The organism is Streptomyces toyocaensis (genome assembly GCF_000725125.1).
Classification (GTDB): domain Bacteria; phylum Actinomycetota; class Actinomycetes; order Streptomycetales; family Streptomycetaceae; genus Streptomyces; species Streptomyces toyocaensis.
This window is the reverse complement of sequence record NZ_JFCB01000012.1, coordinates 15,353-32,655: the sequence shown is the minus strand read 5'-3', so window position 1 is coordinate 32,655 and position 17,303 is coordinate 15,353. Positions and strand designations below refer to the sequence as shown.

Here is a 17,303-nt window from a genome sequence, read left to right as displayed (position 1 = left end):
AGGGCGGCTCCGGGCGCCCCGTACCCTTGTCCCGTGACCAGCCCCACCCCCGACGCCCTCCTGGGCCCCGCCGACATCCGTGAACTGGCGGCCGCCCTCGGCGTACGGCCCACCAAGCAGCGCGGCCAGAACTTCGTCATCGACGCCAACACGGTCCGCCGTATCGTCCGCACCGCCGGGGTGCGTCCCGACGACGTGGTCGTCGAGGTCGGCCCGGGGCTCGGCTCGCTCACCCTGGCGCTCCTCGAGGCCGCCGACCGGGTCACCGCCGTCGAGATCGACGACGTCCTCGCCGCGGCGCTGCCCGCGACCGTCGCCGCCCGCATGCCCGGGCGCGCCGACCGGTTCGCGCTGGTCCACTCCGACGCGATGCACGTCACCGAGCTGCCCGGACCCGCCCCGACCGCGCTCGTCGCGAACCTGCCCTACAACGTGGCCGTCCCGGTGCTGCTGCACATGCTGGAGAGCTTCCCGAGCATCGAGCGCACCCTGGTCATGGTCCAGTCGGAGGTGGCCGACCGGCTCGCCGCCGCGCCCGGCTCGAAGGTGTACGGCGTGCCCTCGGTCAAGGCCAACTGGTACGCGGAGGTCAAGCGGGCCGGAGCCATCGGGCGGAACGTCTTCTGGCCCGCCCCGAACGTGGACAGCGGGCTGGTCTCGCTGGTCCGCCGCGCCGAGCCGCCGAAGACCAGTGCGTCCCGGCGCGAGGTGTTCGCCGTCGTGGACGCGGCCTTCGCCCAGCGCCGCAAGACCCTGCGGGCCGCGCTCGCCGGGTGGGCGGGGTCGGCGGCCGCCGCGGAGGCCGCGCTGGTCGCCGCCGGGGTGTCGCCGCAGGCCCGGGGCGAGTCCCTCACGGTGGAGGAGTTCGCGCGCATCGCCGAGAACGCCGAGCACGCCGAGAACAAGGAGCCCGGTCAGCAGTGAGCGTCACCGTCCGCGTCCCCGCCAAGGTCAACGTCCAGCTCGCGGTCGGCGCGGCCCGCCCCGACGGCTACCACGACCTGGCGAACGTCTTCCTCGCGGTGGGCCTCCACGACGAAATCACGGTCACCGCGGCCGAGGAGCTGCGGGTGACCTGCGCCGGCCCCGACGCCGGTCAGGTCCCCCTGGACCGCACGAACCTCGCGGCCCGCGCCGCCCTGGTGCTCGCCGAGCGGTACGGCCGTGCCCCGGACGTCCACATCCACATCGCCAAGGACATCCCCGTCGCCGGCGGGATGGCGGGCGGCAGCGCCGACGGCGCGGGCGCGCTGCTGGGGTGCGACGCGCTGTGGGGCACGGGTGCCTCGCGCGGGGAACTCCTCGACATCTGCGCCGAGCTGGGCAGCGATGTGCCGTTCAGCCTGGTGGGAGGGGCGGCACTGGGCACCGGGCGGGGCGAACGGCTGACGGAACTCGAGGTGGGGGGCAGCTTCCACTGGGTGTTCGCGATGGCCGCGCGGGGGCTGTCGACACCGGCGGTCTTCCGGGAGTTCGACCGGCTGGCAAAGGGCCGGGAGATTCCCGGGCCGGTGGCCTCGCGGGACCTGCTCGACGCGCTCGCCAAGGGGGACGTCGACGCGCTCGCCGCGACCGTCTCCAACGACCTCCAGCCGGCGGCGCTGTCACTGTTCCCGGAACTGGCGGACACCCTTGCGGCGGGGCGTGCGGCGGGGGCACTGGCGTCGCTGGTGTCGGGGTCGGGACCGACGATCGCGTTCCTCGCAGGGGACGCGGAGGCGGCGGAGGGGATCGCGGGTGCCCTGCGGGCTTCGGGCACCTGCCGCACGGTGCGCACGGCGGCAGGTCCGGTACCGGGGGCGACGGTCGTCTGAGTGGCTCGGATCAGAGCTCGTCGATGGCCGTCAGGTCGATGTCGGTGCCGTAAGGCTTGTCGACCTTGCGACGGACTCCCGGCGCGTCGGCCTCCGCCCGCGAGGGCCTACGCTGGAGAGCTGATCGATCCACCGGGCAGGAGAGAAATGGCCGTCAATCTGGTCAATGTCGAGAACGTCAGCAAGGTGTACGGCACGCGTGCCTTGCTCGACGGGATCTCCCTCGGCGTCTCCGAAGGGGACCGGATCGGGGTCGTGGGGCGCAACGGGGACGGCAAGACCACGCTGATCCGGATGCTGGCCCGGCTGGAGGAGGCCGACACCGGGCGGGTCACCCACTCCGGCGGGCTGCGGCTCGGCGTGCTCACCCAGCACGACTCGCTCGACCCCGCCGCCACCGTCCGCCACGAGGTCATCGGCGACATGGCCGACCACGAGTGGGCCGGGAACGCCAAGGTCAGGGACGTACTCACCGGGCTGTTCGGCGGGCTGGACCTGCCCGGGTTCCCCAAGGGGCTCGACACGGTCATCGGGCCGCTGTCCGGCGGTGAGCGGCGCCGCATCGCGCTCGCCAAGCTGCTCATCGAGGAGCAGGACCTGATCGTCCTGGACGAGCCGACCAACCACCTCGACGTCGAGGGCATCGCCTGGCTCGCCGAGCACCTGCGCACCCGCCGCTCCGCGCTCGTCTGCGTCACCCACGACCGGTGGTTCCTCGACCAGGTCTGCACCCGCATGTGGGACGTGCAGCGCGGTGACGTGTACGAGTACGAGGGCGGCTACTCCGACTACGTCTTCGCCCGCGCCGAGCGCGAACGCATCGCCGCCACCGAGGAGGTTAAGCGGCAGAACCTGGTCCGCAAGGAGCTGGCCTGGCTGCGGCGCGGCGCTCCCGCGCGGACGTCCAAGCCGCGGTTCCGCGTCGAGGCCGCCAACGAGCTGATCAAGGACGTGCCGCCGCCGCGCGACAGCAGCGAGCTGATGAAGTTCGCCTCCACCCGCCTGGGCAAGACGGTGTTCGACCTGGAGGACGTCACCGTCCAGGCCGGGCCCAAGGTGCTGCTGAAGCACCTCACCTGGCAGCTCGGGCCCGGCGACCGCATCGGTCTGGTGGGGGTCAACGGGGCGGGCAAGACGTCCCTGTTGCGGGCCATGGCGGAGGCAGCCAGGAGCGAGGGCGAGGTCCAGCCCGCGGGGGGCGGCATCCGCGTCGGCAAGACAGTGAAGCTCGCCTACCTGTCCCAGGAGGTCGCCGAACTCGACCCGGCCTGGCGGGTGCTCCAGGCCGTGCAGCAGGTGCGTGAGCGCGTCGACCTCGGCAAGGGACGCGAGATGACGGCCGGTCAGCTGTGCGAGACCTTCGGGTTCAGCAAGGAGAAGCAGTGGACGCCGGTCGGGGACCTCTCGGGTGGTGAGCGGCGCAGGCTCCAGCTGCTCCGCCTCCTCATGGACGAGCCCAACGTCCTCTTCCTCGACGAGCCCACCAACGACCTCGACATCGAGACCCTGACCCAGCTCGAGGACGTCCTCGACGGCTGGCCCGGTTCGATGATCGTCATCTCCCACGACCGGTTCTTCGTCGAGCGCACCACCGACCGGGTGTTCGCGCTCCTCGGTGACGGCACCCTGCGGATGCTGCCCCGCGGCATCGACGAGTACCTGGAGCGGCGCAAGAGGATGGAGGAGGCCGCCGCGGCCGCCGTTCCGGCGGCGCCGTCCCCGAGCGCGGCGCCGGAGAGGAGCGCCGCGGACCAGCGCGCCGCCAAGAAGGAACTCCAGAAGATCGAGCGCCAGCTCGACAAGATCTCCGAGAAGGAGAGCGCGCTGCACGCCGCCATCGCCGAGCACGCCACCGACTTCGCGAAGGTGGCCGGACTCGACGCCGAGCTGCGGGAGCTGACCGGTCAGCGGGAGGAGCTGGAACTGCGCTGGCTGGAACTGGCTGAGGACGCCTGACCCGGCGTACGGACCCCGCCGCGCGCCGGAGCGGGCCGGAGCGCGCGCCGCGTGGAGACGGCGTGAAGGTCAGTAACGGGCGCATCACGGGCCGGTCCTCCCTTGGGAACAGGGGCGGACGCGGCCCGGTGGCGTGTCGGTACCGGGTGATAGAAAGAGCCGTCTGACAACTGTCTGAAGACGACTCTGGGTTCCTCACGTACCTCAGGGCGTGGCTAAAAATCAGTGAGCAAGGGGGAACGCGCTGATGACTCAGCCGCCCAATCAGCCGCCGCAGGGTGGCTTCGGAGCGCCGCAGGATCCGCCGCCGGGCGGTGGGTTCGGGCCGCCGCAGACGCCGCCGCCCCCGCAGGGGCCGCCGGCCGGCGCGCCGCAGCCCGGATACGGCTATCCGCAGCAGCCTCTCCAGCAGCCGGGCTCCTACACCTCCGGCCCGTACGCCTCCGGGCCCTACGGACAGCCCCAGCAGCCGGGGCCGTACGGGCAGCCCGGGTACGGATACCCGCAGCCGCAGTTCCCCGGGGCGCCCGGCACCCCGCCCGGCGGTTCCGGTTCCCGCAACCCCTTCAAGGGCAGGCCCGCCCTCGTTGCCGGTGCCGCGGTGGCCGCGCTGCTGGTGATCGGCGGCACCGTGTGGGCCGTCTCCGGCGACGACGGCAAGAAGGACGAGAAGCCGGTCGCGAAGCAGACCGACGACCCCAAGCCGGACACCTCCGGCGGCGCCCCGGTCAACCCGGGTGACGGCAGCGGCGACGGCGGCGAGGACCCGGAGAACCTCAACGAGGGCCGCAAGGACGGCGAGTCCAAGGTGCTCTGGTACAAGGAGGCACCCGACGCCCCCGGTTCCGGCGCCGACGCCCCCGGCATGTGGATCACCGACAGGACCGCGGTGAAGGCGGCCTACAAGGAGCTGTCCGCCTACAACGTCGGTGACGGCAAGCCCACCTGGAAGACCATCGCCTTCCCGCAGAAGATCTGCTCGGTCACCGCGCAGAAGACGTCCGACGACAAGGTCGTCATCGCGTACATGAGCGGCAGCAGCGACCGGGCCAAGTGCAACCAGCTCCAGCTCGTCGACCTCGACACCGGCGAGAAGGGCTGGACGGCGAAGGTCGACGACGGCGAGCTGTTCGACTCCGCGCTCTCCATCGAGATGTCCCTCACCGGCAACACGCTCATGGTGGGCCGCTCGCAGTCCGGCACGGCCTACGACGTGCGTACCGGCAAGAAGATGTTCGACGCCAAGAGGTACGGCGACGCAGCCTGCTTCCCCGCCGCCTTCGCGGGCGGTGAGCGGCTGATCCAGGTCGCGTCCTGCGGTGCCGGCGGCGACAACGCCCACGACGAGGTCCGGGAGCTCGACCCGAAGACCGGCAAGGTCAAGTGGACGTACGCGTACGAGAAGGGCTGGAGGGTCGAGCGCGCCTTCTCCGTCGACCCGGTCGTCATCTACGCGACCAAGGACGAGGACGGCGACAAGAAGGCCTGGAACATCGCCGCCTTCACCGCCGGCGGCACGCTGCGCTCGCAGGTCGCGGTCGACGAGAACTTCGACCCCGGCTGCGGCTGGGCCATCCTCGCGCGCGACCTCCAGGGCTGCCAGGGCGTCGTCGTCGAGGGGGACACCCTCTACCTGCCCACCGAGGCGACCACCGGTGCCAACGAGATCGTCGCGATCAGCCTCGACAACGGCAAGGAGCGGTGGCGGCAGTCCTCCCCCGCCCAGGAGTCGATGGTCCCGATGAAGGCCGAGGACGGCAAGCTCATCGCCTACGTCGAGCCCTCGTACAACGCGGGCGGCCAGGTCGTCGCCCTTCCCCTCACCGGGGGCAGCCACAAGCCCGCCGAGCTGATGCAGAACCCGCAGGGTGTCGCGGACATCGAGAACAGCTTCTTCAGCAAGGCGATCGACTGGGTCGACGGGCGCTTCTACATCTCGACGACCCGGCTGACCGGGAACGACGAGTCGAAGGAGAAGCTGATGCTCGCCTACGGCAAGTGAGCGCCGCTCCCGTCACCTTCCCGCCGTCCGTCGTCCCCTTCACCGAGGTACTCACGTCATGACCCAGCCGCCCCCGCCTCCCCACCAGCCCCCGCAGCAGCCGGGGTTCGGGCCGCCGCAGGATCCGTCGCAGCAGCCCGCGCAGCCTCCGCAGAACGCTTCGCAGCAACCCGCGCAGCCTCCGCAGCAACCGTCGGCTCCTGCGGGCGGGCCCGATCTCCACAAGGCTCCCGAGCCCGGGTACGGGTATCCGCACGCTCCGCAGGCTCCGCAGAGCCCTCCGTCCGCCGCGCCTCCGGCGGCACCGCAGGGGCCCGGGTACGGGTACCCGCAGCAGCCGCCGGCCGCGGGGTACGGGTATCCGGGGCAGCCGCCGGCCGCCGGGTACGGGTACCCGGGGCAGCAGCCCGGGCCGTACGGGCAGCCGCAGCAGCCGGGACCGTACGGGCAGCCCGGGTACGGGTATCCGCAGCCGCCGACCATGCCCATGCAGCCGCAGCCGGGAGGCGGGAAGAAGTTCAACGCGCAGATGGCGATCATCGTGGCCGCGGTCGTGGCCATCGCGCTGATCGTCGGCGGCGGGGTCTGGTACGCCTCCGGCAAGGACGACGGCAAGAAGACCACCGCCGAGGGCGGCGGGGGCAAGGAGGAGAAGAACGGTGAGGGCGGGGGCGGGACCGGGGGTTCCTCCTCCGGAGGCGGAGCCAAGGAGAAGGCTCCCGCCGACACCGCCTCCAAGGTGCTCTTCCAGGTGCCCGCGCCCAAGGTGCCCAAGGGCGTCTCGAGCATCGACACGTCCGGTTCCTGGCTGACCGACACGGTGTACGCCAAGAGCGGCATCGCCGGGATCGTCGGTTACGACCGCGCCAAGGGCACCCAGAAGTGGACGATCGACCTGCCCGGACCGGTGTGCAGCGCGACCACGCACGTCACCGAGGACAACAAGACGGCGATCGTCCACAAGCCGGCGATGCCGGCCAAGGGAGAGCCGCAGGCCTGCACCCAGGTCGCGGTGATCGACCTGGAGGCGGGCAAGCAGCTGTGGTCCAAGTCCGCCAAGTCCGGCACGATGCCGATCAGCTTCAACAACGTCACCCTCAGCGGCGGCACCGTGGCCGCGGGCAGCACCAGCGGCGGCGCCGCCTGGGAGATCGCCTCCGGCAAGCAGCTGTGGGCGCCCAAGACGTCCGACTCCTGCTACGACTCCGGGTACGGCGGCGGCCAGAAGCTGGTCGCGGTCCGCAAGTGCGGTACGTACGAGCAGCGTCAGCTCCACATCCAGACCATCGACCCCAAGTCCGGGAACGTCGTCACCGAGTACAAGATGGACGAGGGCATCGAGTACGCCGCCGTCGTGTCCACCGACCCGCTGGTCGTCGCCGCCGACGTCGGTGACTCCGCCGGTGACGGCAGCGGCATCTCGGACTTCTTCTCCATCGACAACAAGACCGGCAAGCTGCGCCAGCGCATCTCCGCGCCGGGCGACGACTTCGCGGCCCGCTGCGACGCCATCTACAAGATGGAGAACTGCACCGGGCTGACGGTCGGCAACGACCGGCTGTACATCGCGACGGAGGAGCACGAGAGCAGCGGGGACTCCTACGGCCAGACCAACGAGGTCGTGGCGTTCGACCTCGCGACCGGCAAGCAGACCGGTCAGCGGGCCGACGCGGGTGACGACTACGAGATCACTCCGCTGCGGATGGACGGTGGCAACGTGATCGCGTACAAGCGTCCGCCCTACGACAAGGGCGGGCAGATCGTGAGCATCGACGGGGGGACCTTCGAGCAGACGGTGCTCCTGGAGAACCCGGCGACGGAGTCCGTGCGGGACGTCGAGGGGCGGATGCTGCCGACGTCCGCGGAGATCCTGTACTCGCAGGGAGGTCTGTACATGTCGAAGGTGTACGCCAGTGACTTCTCGACGGGTGACAAGGAGTATCTGGTCATCGCGTTCGGTACCGGCTGACCGTTCGCGCGGCGTACCGCGCGGTTTCCTTCTGCGGCCCCGTCCCTGCTCAGGGACGGGGCCGTGCGCGTACCGCTCATCATGCGCTCATCGCCACCGAATGCGGGAATTTCGGCGTTCCGGGGCGATTCTCGCCGGTAGGGGCAGCGCAACGTCGAACAAGCGTGTAGCTTCCGGGGGCATCCGGGGGTCCGGGGGTGTGTTGGTGTGGGGGGTTGGTTGTTCGATGGGTGTGCGGTTGCTGGTGGTCGACGACCACCGACTGCTCGCCGAGGCGCTGGCCTCGGCGCTGAAGCTGCGCGGGCACCGGGTGCTGGCCGCGGCGGCTCCGGCGGTGGGGGCGGCGGATCTGGTGATCAGCAGGGCGCCGGAGGTGTGTCTGCTGGGGACGGCGGCGCCGGCCGAGCCGGGCACGTTCGATCCGGTGGTGAAGATCAAGCGGGAGCGGCCTCAGGTGGCGGTGGTCGTGCTGGGGCCGGTGCCGTCGCCCCGGGGGATCGCGGCGGCGTTCGCGGCGGGGGCGTCGGGATACGTGCGGCACGACGAGCGCATCGAGGGCGTCGAGCGGGCGATCATGAAGGCGCGGGCGGGGGAGGCGGCGGTGGCGCCGCAGTTGTTGCAGGGGGCGTTCGGGGAGCTGCTGAATCCCGCGGCGCAGCCGGACGACGAGGGGCAGCGGCTGCTGCAGATGCTGACGCCTCGGGAGGTGGAGGTGCTGGTGCGGGTGGCTGAGGGGGAGGACACCCGGATGATCGCGGCGGGGATGGGGATCGCGCCGTCCACGGCGCGGACGCATGTGCAGCGGGTGCTGATGAAACTGGGCGTGGGGTCGCGCCTGGAGGCGGCGGCGCTGGCCGCCCGGACGGGCCTGCTGGACCGGGCGGGCCCGCTCGGGTAGCGCCTACGGGTGGTGGGTGGGTCGGGGTCGGGTCGGGGGTGTCCGTCCTCGGACCGGCGCGACCGGGTCGCCCGGTGGAGGTGCGGGGTGCTTGTTCGCACCAGCCGCTGCGGGCGCACACCCCCGCCCCGCCCCCTTCCCGCCGTAGGCGGCTGTCCCACGCCCACCGCACCCCGCGCTCCGCGCCGTACGCGCCTGCCACCGCTTCCGCGGGCCGCCGCCCCCGCTGTCTCCGCAGGCTGCCGCGCCCGCCGCTCCCGCGTTCCCGCGGGCAGTCGTGCCGCGTCTGCCGTTTCCGCGGGCAGTCGTGCCGCTGGGGCGATGGGGGAGGGCGGGCGCGACGGCACCCCGTTGGCGCCGGGCCGCGCGAACACCCCCGGCCCACCACCACGCGGAGCGGTCCGTCACTCCTCCCGCTCGTCCGGCAGGACATCCGGCGGTGGCGGAGCCGTCGGGCGGAGTTTGAGCCACAGCAGGAACAGCAGGCCGAGGATCAGCATCCCCAGCCCCGTCCAGAGGTTGATGTTGACGCCCTGCGCCTTGTCGATGTCCGCGTCGGACGCGGTGAAGCCCGCGATCGTGACGATGACGCCGTACACGACGAACAGCCCACCGATGATCCGCCGGATGTCGAACAGCCGGGCGGCCGTCGCGGACTTGGTCTCCAGTTCGGTGATCTCCCGCTGGAGATCACGCTCGGAGTAGTGCTCGGACATGGTCTCTCCATCCTCCCGCGGTCAGAACGAGAACGGGATGTAGCAGGCGGCAGCCAGAATCACCGCGCCCCAGCCGAGCAGCGCCGGCTTGCGGTACCACGCGTCGTCGCCCTCCGCGGGCGGCTCCGCCATGCCGGGGGAGCGCGTGCCGTAGACCAGGCCCTCCAGTTCCTCGGCCGGCTTGGGCGCGGTGAACAGCGACACGGCGACCATGACCACCGCGCCCGCGACGAAGCCCGCGATCGCGGAGACGAAGTTGGCGCCCTGGTCGGTGGGGATGTCGATGATGCCCTGCTTGTAGATGACGAAGTAGTTGACCATCGCGGCGGTGGTGCCGGCGATCAGGCCCCAGAAGCCCGACTTCATGGACGCGCGCTTCCAGAACATGCCGATGATGAAGACCACGAACATCGGCACGTTGAAGAAGGAGAACAGCGTCTGGAGGTAGCTCATGATGTTGGAGAAGGAGCTGGCCAGGAACGCCGTGCCGATGGAGGCGAGCACGCCGATCGCGGTGATCAGGCGGCCGAAGCGGACGTAGTACGCGTCCTCGCGGTGCTTGACCACGTACTTGGCCCAGATGTCGGCGGTGAAGACGGTGTTGAAGGACGAGACGTTCGCCGCCATGCCCGCCATGAACGCGGCCAGCAGGCCGGTCACGGCGATGCCCAGCACGCCGTTGGGCAGGAGCCGCTGCATGAGGTACGGGATCGCGTCGTTGTACTGCAGGTCCGAGCCGCCGGTGCCGAGCTTCGGGACCAGGACCGCCGCCACCAGGCCCGGGATCATCACCAGGAACACGATGAAGATCTTCGGGAACGCGGCGATGAGGGGGGTGCGCTGGGCCGCCGAGAGGTTCTTGGCGGACAGGGCGCGCTGCACCTCGGCGAAGTTCGTCGTCCAGTAGCCGAACGAGAGGACGAAGCCGAGGCCGAGGATGATGGTCAGCCAGTTGGCACCGAGCGGGTTGTCGCTGCCGATGCCGGTGCCGCCCCACGCGGTCATGAAGTCGCCGCCGCGTGACTCGGTCAGGGAGTCGGACAGGCCGTCCCAGCCGCCGACGCTCTTGAGGCCGAGGACGGTGATCGGGATGAGGGCGGCCAGGATGACGAAGAACTGCAGGACCTCGTTGTAGATCGCCGAGGACAGGCCGCCCAGGGTGATGTAGGCCAGGACGAAGAAGCCCGCGACGACGATCGCCACCCACTGCGGCCAGCCCAGGAGGGCCTCGACGACGATCGCGAGGGCGTAGAGGTTGACGCCCGCGATCAGGATGGCGGCCGCGGCGAAGAGGATCGAGCTGAGCAGGTGCGCCGCCTTGTCGAAGCGCAGCAGCAGGAACTCGGGGACCGAGCGGACCTTGCTGCCGTAGTAGAACGGCATCATGACCAGGCCCAGGAACACCATCGCGGGGATGGCGCCGATCCAGTACCAGTGGGTCGTGTAGACGCCGTACTGGGCGCTGTTGGCCGCCATGCCGAGGATCTCGGTCGCGCCGAGGTTCGCCGCGATGAAGGCGAGGCCGGTGACCCAGGCGGGCAGGGAGCGGCCGGAGAGGAAGAAGTCGAGGCTGGTCTTGACCGAGCGGCGGGCGGCGAAACCGATGCCCAGCACCACGACGAAGTAGATCCCGAGGATCGTGTAGTCCAGCCAGTTGGTGGGGAGTCGGAGCTCTGCGGCCAGGTATGTGGGGGTTTGCATACACACTCGCTTCGTTCGCGAACTGATCCGGTGCGGAACCTACGCCTCTGTGTTCACTGAGTGAACACGTTCGCTGACGTTTTTTGTTTGATCGTGATGAACGCGATGCGCTGGTGAGTTGTGACGTGTTATGTTTGATTCTGTTGGATGACTGGTGGGTGCAGAGGAGTGCGGCAGTGAAGAAGACCTCGACCCGACTGGCCGACGGTCGCGAGCTCATCTACTACGACCTCGCCGACGACACCGTGCGGGACGCCGTGGACCGCCGTCCGCTGGACGCCACCGTCACCACCTCCGAGATCCGCCGCGACCCGCTGCTGGGCGACGCGGTCGCCGTGGCCTCGCACCGTCAGGGGCGTACGTACCACCCGCCGGCCGACGAGTGCCCGCTGTGCCCCTCCGAGGGTGAGCGGCTGAGCGAGATCCCCGACGCGTCCTACGACGTGGTGGTCTTCGAGAACCGGTTCCCCTCGCTCGCCGGGGACTCGGGCAGGTGCGAGGTCGTCTGCTTCACCTCCGACCACCACGCCTCCTTCGCCGGCCTGGGCGAGCGGCAGGCGCGGCTGGTGCTGGATGCCTGGACCGACCGGACGTCCGAGCTGTCGCATCTGCCCTCCGTTGAACAGGTGTTCTGCTTCGAGAACCGGGGGGCCGAGATCGGCGTCACCCTCCAGCACCCGCACGGGCAGATCTACGCCTACCCTTTCACCACCCCCCGCACCGCCCTGATGCTGCGCCAAGTGGCCGCGCACAAGGAGGCGACCGGCGGGGAGAACCTGTTCGACGCCGTGGTGCGGCGGGAAACGTCGGGCGGGCGGATCGTCCTGGAGGGTGAACACTGGGTGGCCTTCGTGCCGTACGCGGCGCACTGGCCCTACGAGGTCCATCTCTACCCCCGGCGCCGGGTGCCCGACCTGCTCGGTCTCGAGGAGGCGGCGCGCACGGAGTTCCCCCGGGTGTATCTGGAACTCCTGAAGCGCTTCGACCGGATCTTCGGGGCGGACGAGCCGCCGACGCCCTACATCGCGGCCTGGCACCAGGCACCGTTCGGCGCGCTGGAGGAGTTCGACGGCGTCACGCGTGACGACTTCGCGCTCCATCTGGAGCTTTTCACCATCCGCCGCACGTCCGGCAAGCTGAAGTTCCTCGCGGGCTCCGAGTCCGGCATGAACGTGTTCATCAACGACGTGCCGCCGGAGCGCGCGGCCGAGCGACTGCGGGAGGTAGCGAGTTCATGAGCGGGAAGTACCTGGTCACCGGGGGTGCGGGATATGTCGGCAGCGTCGTCGCCCAGCATCTGATCGAGGCCGGCCACGAGGTCGTCGTGCTCGACAACCTCTCCACCGGCTTCCGGGAAGGGGTCCCCGCGGACGCCTCCTTCGTCGAGGGTGACATCCGCGATGCCGCCAAATGGCTGGACTCCTCGTTCGACGGCGTGCTGCACTTCGCCGCCTTCTCGCAGGTCGGCGAGTCGGTGCAGAAGCCGGAGAAGTACTGGGACAACAACGTCGGCGGCACCATGGCGCTGCTCGGCGCGATGCGCGAGGCGGGCGTGCGCCGGCTGGTGTTCTCCTCCACGGCGGCCACGTACGGCGAACCGGAGGACGTGCCGATCCGCGAGTCCGCCCCGACCGTCCCCACCAGCCCGTACGGCGCCTCCAAGCTGGCCGTCGACCACATGATCACCGGTGAGGCGAAGGCGCACGGACTGGGCGCGGTCTCCCTGCGCTACTTCAACGTGGCCGGCGCGTACGGGCCGTACGGCGAGCGCCACGACCCCGAGTCGCACCTCATTCCGCTCGTGCTGCAGGTGGCGCAGGGGCGGCGCGAGGCCATCTCGGTCTACGGCGACGACTACCCGACACCCGACGGCACCTGCGTGCGCGACTACATCCACGTCGCCGACCTGGCCGAGGCCCATCTGCTCGCGCTGCGGGCCGCCGCGCCCGGCGAGCACCTGATCTGCAACCTCGGCAACGGCAACGGCTTCTCCGTCCGCGAGGTCGTCGAGACCGTGCGCCGGGTCACCGGGCACCCGGTGCCCGAGGTCGTGGCCCCGCGCCGGGGCGGCGACCCGGCGGTCCTGGTGGCGTCCGCCGCCGTGGCCCGCGAGAAGCTCGGCTGGAACCCGTCGCGCGCGGACCTCGCCGGCATCGTCGCGGACGCGTGGGAGTTCGCGCGGCAGCGCGCCGAGCAGGCCAAGCAGCAGGTAACGAAGGGGCAAGGGGTCAGGTCATGAGCGAGACCGGCGGGTCCGTCGCCGAGCGGTTCGAGCAGCTGTACGGGGCCGCGCCCGAGGGGGTGTGGGCGGCGCCGGGCCGGGTCAACCTGATCGGCGAGCACACCGACTACAACGACGGCTTCGTCATGCCGTTCGCGCTGCCGCACACCGCCGTCGCGGCGGTGTCCCGGCGGGAGGACGGCGTACTGCGCCTGCACTCCGCCGACGTGGACGGGCCGGTCGTGGAACTCACGGTGGACGCCCTCGCCCCCGCGTCCGACAAGCGGTGGACCGCCTACCCGGCGGGCGTGGTGTGGGCGCTGCGCGAGGCCGGGCACGCGGTCACCGGTGCCGACGTCCACCTCGCCTCGACGGTCCCGGCGGGCGCGGGCCTGTCGTCGTCGGCGGCCCTGGAGGTCGTGGTCGCGCTGGCGCTGAACGACCTGTTCGGCCTCCGGCTGCGCGGCCTGGAGCTGGCCCGGCTGTGCCGGCGCGCGGAGAACGTCTACGTCGGCGCCCCGGTCGGGATCATGGACCAGACGGCCTCGGCGTGCTGCGAGAGAGGTCACGCCCTGTTCCTCGACACCCGTGACCTCTCCCGGCGTCAGATCCCCTTCGACCTGGCCGCCGAGGGCATGCGCCTGCTCGTCGTCGACACCCGGGTCGAGCACAGCCACAGCGAGGGCGAGTACGGCAAGCGCCGCGCGGGCTGCGAGAAGGGCGCGGCCCTGCTGGGCGTGGACGCGCTGAGGGACGTGCCGTTCGAGGCACTGGACGAGGTGCTGGAGCGGCTGGGCGACGAGGAGGAGGTGCGCCGGCTGGTCCGCCACGTGGTGACGGAGGACGAGCGCGTCGAACGCGTGGTCCGGCTCCTGGAGTCGGGCGACACTCGGGCGATCGGCCCGGTCCTGGTCGAGGGGCACGCCTCCCTGCGGGACGACTTCCGGGTCTCCTGCCCGGAACTGGACCTGGTGGTGGACACGGCGGTGGGCGCGGGCGCGCTCGGCGCCCGGTTGACCGGCGGCGGCTTCGGCGGCTCGGCCGTCGTCCTGGCCGAGGAGGCCGACGTCCCCGCCGTCACCAAGGCGGTCGGGGAGGCGTTCGCGACGGCCGGGTTCAAGGCCCCGCGGGTCTTCGAGGCGGTGCCGTCGGCGGGGGCCCGGCGGGTGCGCTGACCCTCAGGTCAGCGCCTTGGTCATGGTGTACTCGGTGATCCCCGGCGGGTAGTCGGGGATCACGCACACCACCTCGTAACCGTGCCGCTTGTAGAACTCCGGGGCCTGGAAGTCCCAGGTCTCCACGCGGGAGGCCGTGCAGGCGCGTTCGGCGGCGGCGCGTTCGGCCTCCGCCAGCAGGCGGGAGCCCAGACCCGCCCCCCGGTGACGGCCGTCGACCCAGAGGTACGTCACGTGCAGCCAGGTCGTCCAGGTGTGGCCGACCAGTCCGCCCGCGAGATCACCGTTCGCGTCCGACGCCCACACGTGCAAAGGCGCTTCACGCTCACCCGGGGTTCCGCGCAGCGCGCGCAGGACCGGTGAGGCCGCCGTGTTGGTGTCCCTCAGGCGCCTGCGGAGCAGATCGCGTCGGGCCTTGTCGACTTCTGTCTCAAGACGAAACATGCGGCTCACCATAAACGCGTCGGGCCGCCAGTTCTGCAAATATCCTTCCGCTCCCGGCCCCCGCCCGTACCCTGATGTTCAGCGCCGGTGGGGGTCGGCGCCGTTCAGGGGGCGAGACAGTCGGGTACGGCGTCCGAGGCGGGCCGGCGGCTGTCTCGGCGTCGTACCCGCGCCGGTGTCGTCCTCCCACGACGGGGTAGTTCCCTGCTCTGGTAAGAGCGTGGGGAAGGGGGTTTCGTGGTTCGCGTTCGAGTCCTGGTCGTCGACGACCATCGCATCTTCGCCGAGTCACTGGCCGCGGCACTGGCCGCGGAGCCGGACGTCGACGTGTCGGCGGCGGGCAGCGGCCCGGCCGCGCTGCGCTGCCTGGAACGTGCGGCTTCCGAGGGACGGCGCTTCGACGTGCTGCTCGTCGACGCCGATCTGGGCGGCAGGGTGCCGGGCGGCCGGCCGGCCGTACCGGTGCAGGCCGGTGACGAGGACGGGCTCGTCGACGGGATAGCACTGGTCACCGGTGTGCGTGCGGCGCAGCCGCAGGTGCGGGTCGTCGTCCTCGCCGGGAAGGACGACCCGGCGCGTGCCGCACTCGCCCTGCAGGCGGGAGCCTCCGGATGGGTGGCCAAGGACTGCTCGCTGAACCGGCTGCTCACCGTCATCCGGGGGGTGCTGCGCGACGAGACGCACCTGCCGCCGGCGCTGCTCACCGGCGTGCTGCGCGAACTGACCGCCGCCCGGCGGCACCGCACCGAGAGCGAACGGCTCGTGGAGTCCCTGACCCCGCGCGAGCGGGAGGTGCTCCGGTGCATGGTGGCGGGGCTGGGGCGCAAGGCGGTCGCCGAGCGCCTGTACCTGTCCCCGCACACCGTGCGCACGCACATGCAGAACGTCCTCGGGAAACTGGGCGTGCACTCCACCCTGGCCGCGGTGGCCCTGGCCCGCCGGGCGGGTGTCGGGCCCGCCGACCTAACCGGGGACGTTGTCGAACGGGGCGGTCAACTGGCGTAGCAGCCCGGCCAGTTCGCCGCGCTGGGCGCGGGTGAGTTCCGCGAGGATCGCCCGCTCCTGCGCCAGCAGACCCGCCAGCGCCTGGTCGGCGCGGTCGCGGCCCTCGTCCGTGAGCCGGACCAGGACCCCGCGCCGGTCACTGGGGTCGGGCAGCCGCTCCACCAGGCCCTTCTTGGTGAGGCGGTCGATGCGGTTGGTCATGGTGCCCGAAGTGACGAGCGTCTGGGTGAGGAGCTGCCCCGGGGAGAGCTGGTACGGCGTGCCCGCGCGGCGCAGCGCGGTCAGTACGTCGAACTCCCAGGACTCCAGGCCGTGCTCGGTGAACGCCAGCCGGCGCGCCCGGTCCAGGTGCCGGGCCAGTCTGCTCACCCGGCTGAGCACCTCGAGCGGTTCCACGTCGAGGTCCGGGCGCTCCCGGCGCCACGCTGCGACCAGCCGATCGACCTCGTCCTCCATGGCGATCAGTGTAGTGGTTGTGTCGACGTGAAGTCTCTTGATATCGAACATCTTGACGTCGAGAGGAACGTGGAGGGACGCTGGGAACCCGTCACCGACGACCGGGAGGCACCATGTCTGCGGCGACCCCCACCTGGGACCCCGCCCAGTACCTGCGTCACGCCGGTCACCGTACCCGGCCCTTCGCCGACCTGCTCGCCCGCGTCCCGGAGCCACCGGGGGACCGGCCCCGCATCGCCGACCTCGGCTGCGGCGCCGGCAACGTCACCGCGCTCCTCGCCGAACGCCTGCCCACCGCCCGCGTCACCGGCTACGACAACTCGCCCGAGATGCTCGACCGCGCCCGCGCCGACCACGAGGGCCCGACCCCGGGGGGCGGCCGGCTGGACTTCACCCACGCCGACGTCCGCACGTGGACGCCGGACGAGCGGTACGACCTCATCGTCAGCAACGCCACGCTGCAGTGGATCCCGGGACACGCGGACCGTTTCCCGGAGTGGATCGCCGGGCTCGCCCCCGGCGGCACCCTCGCCTTCCAGGTGCCGGGCAACTTCGATGCCCCCAGCCACGTGCTGATGCGCGAACTGGCCGCCTCCCCGCGCCACCGCGCCCGCCTGGCCGGCGTCCTGCGCCACGACGGGGCGGTGCTCCGGCCGGAGGCGTACCTGGAGCGGCTGACCGCCCTCGGCTGCACGGCCGACGCGTGGGAGACGACGTACGTCCACCTGCTGACCGGCGAGGACCCCGTCCTCGACTGGGTCCGGGGCACCGGCCTGCGCCCGGTCCTGACCGCCCTCGCCGGCGACCCGGAGGCACGGGAGGCGTTCGTCGCCGACTACCGCGACGCCCTGCGCGCCGCCTATCCCGCCACCCCCCACGGCACCCCGTTCCGCTTCCGCCGCGTCTTCGCGGTCGCCGTCAAGGAGACCTGAGAGGGGGATGCCCG

15 protein-coding genes are annotated in these 17,303 nt (G+C 71.5%); 11 read left to right on the top strand and 4 right to left on the bottom strand.

The window, feature by feature from the left end:
* Nucleotides 1-33: 33 nt before the first annotated feature.
* The 6 genes from rsmA (at nt 34) to BU52_RS15125 (ending at nt 8,639) form a co-directional block, all read left to right on the top strand.
* Nucleotides 34-924, top strand: coding sequence for a 16S rRNA (adenine(1518)-N(6)/adenine(1519)-N(6))-dimethyltransferase RsmA (gene rsmA, locus BU52_RS15150; protein ID WP_037933970.1), 891 nt, complete (start codon nt 34-36; stop codon nt 922-924).
* Nucleotides 921-1,814 (top strand): 4-(cytidine 5'-diphospho)-2-C-methyl-D-erythritol kinase, encoded by an 894-nt coding sequence (locus BU52_RS15145; protein WP_037933968.1) that lies wholly within the window; start codon nt 921-923, stop codon nt 1,812-1,814. The genes rsmA and BU52_RS15145 overlap by 4 nt, the downstream gene beginning before the upstream one ends.
* Before the next feature lie 147 nt (nt 1,815-1,961).
* Nucleotides 1,962-3,770: an ABC-F family ATP-binding cassette domain-containing protein gene (locus BU52_RS15140; RefSeq protein ID WP_037933965.1), complete on the top strand. Its 1,809-nt coding sequence runs from the start codon at nt 1,962-1,964 to the stop codon at nt 3,768-3,770.
* 247 nt (nt 3,771-4,017) lie between these two features.
* Entirely contained in the window at nt 4,018-5,772 is a 1,755-nt protein-coding gene (locus BU52_RS15135; RefSeq protein ID WP_037933962.1) for an outer membrane protein assembly factor BamB family protein, read from the top strand.
* A 58-nt stretch (nt 5,773-5,830) separates the two neighbouring features.
* Nucleotides 5,831-7,741, top strand: a complete 1,911-nt coding sequence (locus BU52_RS15130; RefSeq protein WP_078903250.1) for an outer membrane protein assembly factor BamB family protein — start codon at nt 5,831-5,833, stop codon at nt 7,739-7,741.
* 226 nt (nt 7,742-7,967) lie between these two features.
* Nucleotides 7,968-8,639, top strand: coding sequence for a helix-turn-helix transcriptional regulator (locus BU52_RS15125; protein WP_037933957.1), 672 nt, complete (start codon nt 7,968-7,970; stop codon nt 8,637-8,639).
* Between the two features lie 404 nt (nt 8,640-9,043).
* Here BU52_RS15125 and BU52_RS15120 read toward each other — a convergent pair whose 3' ends face one another.
* Entirely contained in the window at nt 9,044-9,355 is a 312-nt protein-coding gene (locus BU52_RS15120) for a hypothetical protein (RefSeq protein ID WP_037933955.1), read from the bottom strand.
* A 21-nt stretch (nt 9,356-9,376) separates the two neighbouring features.
* On the bottom strand, nt 9,377-11,056 hold the full coding sequence (locus BU52_RS15115) for a sodium:solute symporter family protein (RefSeq protein ID WP_037933951.1): 1,680 nt from the start codon (nt 11,054-11,056) through the stop codon (nt 9,377-9,379).
* Between the two features lie 176 nt (nt 11,057-11,232).
* Here BU52_RS15115 and galT point away from each other — a divergent pair, with 176 nt between their 5' ends.
* The 3 genes from galT to galK are packed head-to-tail and all read left to right on the top strand — an operon-like array spanning nt 11,233 to nt 14,452.
* Nucleotides 11,233-12,294: a galactose-1-phosphate uridylyltransferase gene (gene galT / locus BU52_RS15110; protein ID WP_037933948.1), complete on the top strand. Its 1,062-nt coding sequence runs from the start codon at nt 11,233-11,235 to the stop codon at nt 12,292-12,294.
* On the top strand, nt 12,291-13,295 hold the full coding sequence (galE, locus tag BU52_RS15105) for a UDP-glucose 4-epimerase GalE (protein WP_037933947.1): 1,005 nt from the start codon (nt 12,291-12,293) through the stop codon (nt 13,293-13,295). The genes galT and galE overlap by 4 nt, the downstream gene beginning before the upstream one ends.
* Complete coding sequence (galK, locus tag BU52_RS15100; RefSeq protein WP_037933946.1) at nt 13,292-14,452, top strand: galactokinase; 1,161 nt, start codon at nt 13,292-13,294, stop codon at nt 14,450-14,452. Before galE ends, galK begins: the two co-directional genes overlap by 4 nt.
* A gap of 3 nt (nt 14,453-14,455) precedes the next feature.
* Here the strand turns inward: galK and BU52_RS15095 are convergent, their stop codons facing one another.
* The gene (locus BU52_RS15095) at nt 14,456-14,908 is read right to left on the bottom strand and encodes a GNAT family N-acetyltransferase (RefSeq protein ID WP_200881194.1); all 453 of its coding nucleotides are present in this window, start codon (nt 14,906-14,908) and stop codon (nt 14,456-14,458) included.
* Nucleotides 14,909-15,133: 225 nt separating this feature from the next.
* Between BU52_RS15095 and BU52_RS15090 the strand changes: the two genes are divergently transcribed.
* Complete coding sequence (locus tag BU52_RS15090; RefSeq protein WP_037933943.1) at nt 15,134-15,901, top strand: response regulator transcription factor; 768 nt, start codon at nt 15,134-15,136, stop codon at nt 15,899-15,901.
* Here the strand turns inward: BU52_RS15090 and BU52_RS15085 are convergent.
* On the bottom strand, nt 15,860-16,357 hold the full coding sequence (locus tag BU52_RS15085; protein ID WP_037933941.1) for a MarR family winged helix-turn-helix transcriptional regulator: 498 nt from the start codon (nt 16,355-16,357) through the stop codon (nt 15,860-15,862). The two genes, BU52_RS15090 and BU52_RS15085, sit on opposite strands and share 42 nt — an antisense overlap.
* A 113-nt stretch (nt 16,358-16,470) precedes the next feature.
* On the opposite strand from BU52_RS15085, the gene BU52_RS15080 reads away from it, so the two are divergent.
* Nucleotides 16,471-17,289 carry a trans-aconitate 2-methyltransferase gene (locus tag BU52_RS15080; protein ID WP_037933939.1) on the top strand — a complete coding sequence of 273 codons (819 nt, stop codon included), beginning with the start codon at nt 16,471-16,473 and terminating at the stop codon, nt 17,287-17,289.
* Nucleotides 17,290-17,303 lie beyond the last annotated feature (14 nt).

Coding starts and splice junctions, on each gene's coding strand:
- BU52_RS15140 (WP_037933965.1), top strand. CDS start 1,962: ATGGCCGTCAATCTGGTCAATGTCGAGAACGTCAGCAAGGTGTACGGC.
- BU52_RS15135 (WP_037933962.1), top strand. CDS start 4,018: ATGACTCAGCCGCCCAATCAGCCGCCGCAGGGTGGCTTCGGAGCGCCG.
- BU52_RS15130 (WP_078903250.1), top strand. CDS start 5,831: ATGACCCAGCCGCCCCCGCCTCCCCACCAGCCCCCGCAGCAGCCGGGG.
- BU52_RS15125 (WP_037933957.1), top strand. CDS start 7,968: ATGGGTGTGCGGTTGCTGGTGGTCGACGACCACCGACTGCTCGCCGAG.
- BU52_RS15120 (WP_037933955.1), bottom strand. CDS start 9,355: ATGTCCGAGCACTACTCCGAGCGTGATCTCCAGCGGGAGATCACCGAA.
- BU52_RS15115 (WP_037933951.1), bottom strand. CDS start 11,056: ATGCAAACCCCCACATACCTGGCCGCAGAGCTCCGACTCCCCACCAAC.
- galE (WP_037933947.1), top strand. CDS start 12,291: ATGAGCGGGAAGTACCTGGTCACCGGGGGTGCGGGATATGTCGGCAGC.
- galK (WP_037933946.1), top strand. CDS start 13,292: ATGAGCGAGACCGGCGGGTCCGTCGCCGAGCGGTTCGAGCAGCTGTAC.
- BU52_RS15095 (WP_200881194.1), bottom strand. CDS start 14,908: ATGGTGAGCCGCATGTTTCGTCTTGAGACAGAAGTCGACAAGGCCCGA.
- BU52_RS15085 (WP_037933941.1), bottom strand. CDS start 16,357: ATGGAGGACGAGGTCGATCGGCTGGTCGCAGCGTGGCGCCGGGAGCGC.
- BU52_RS15080 (WP_037933939.1), top strand. CDS start 16,471: ATGTCTGCGGCGACCCCCACCTGGGACCCCGCCCAGTACCTGCGTCAC.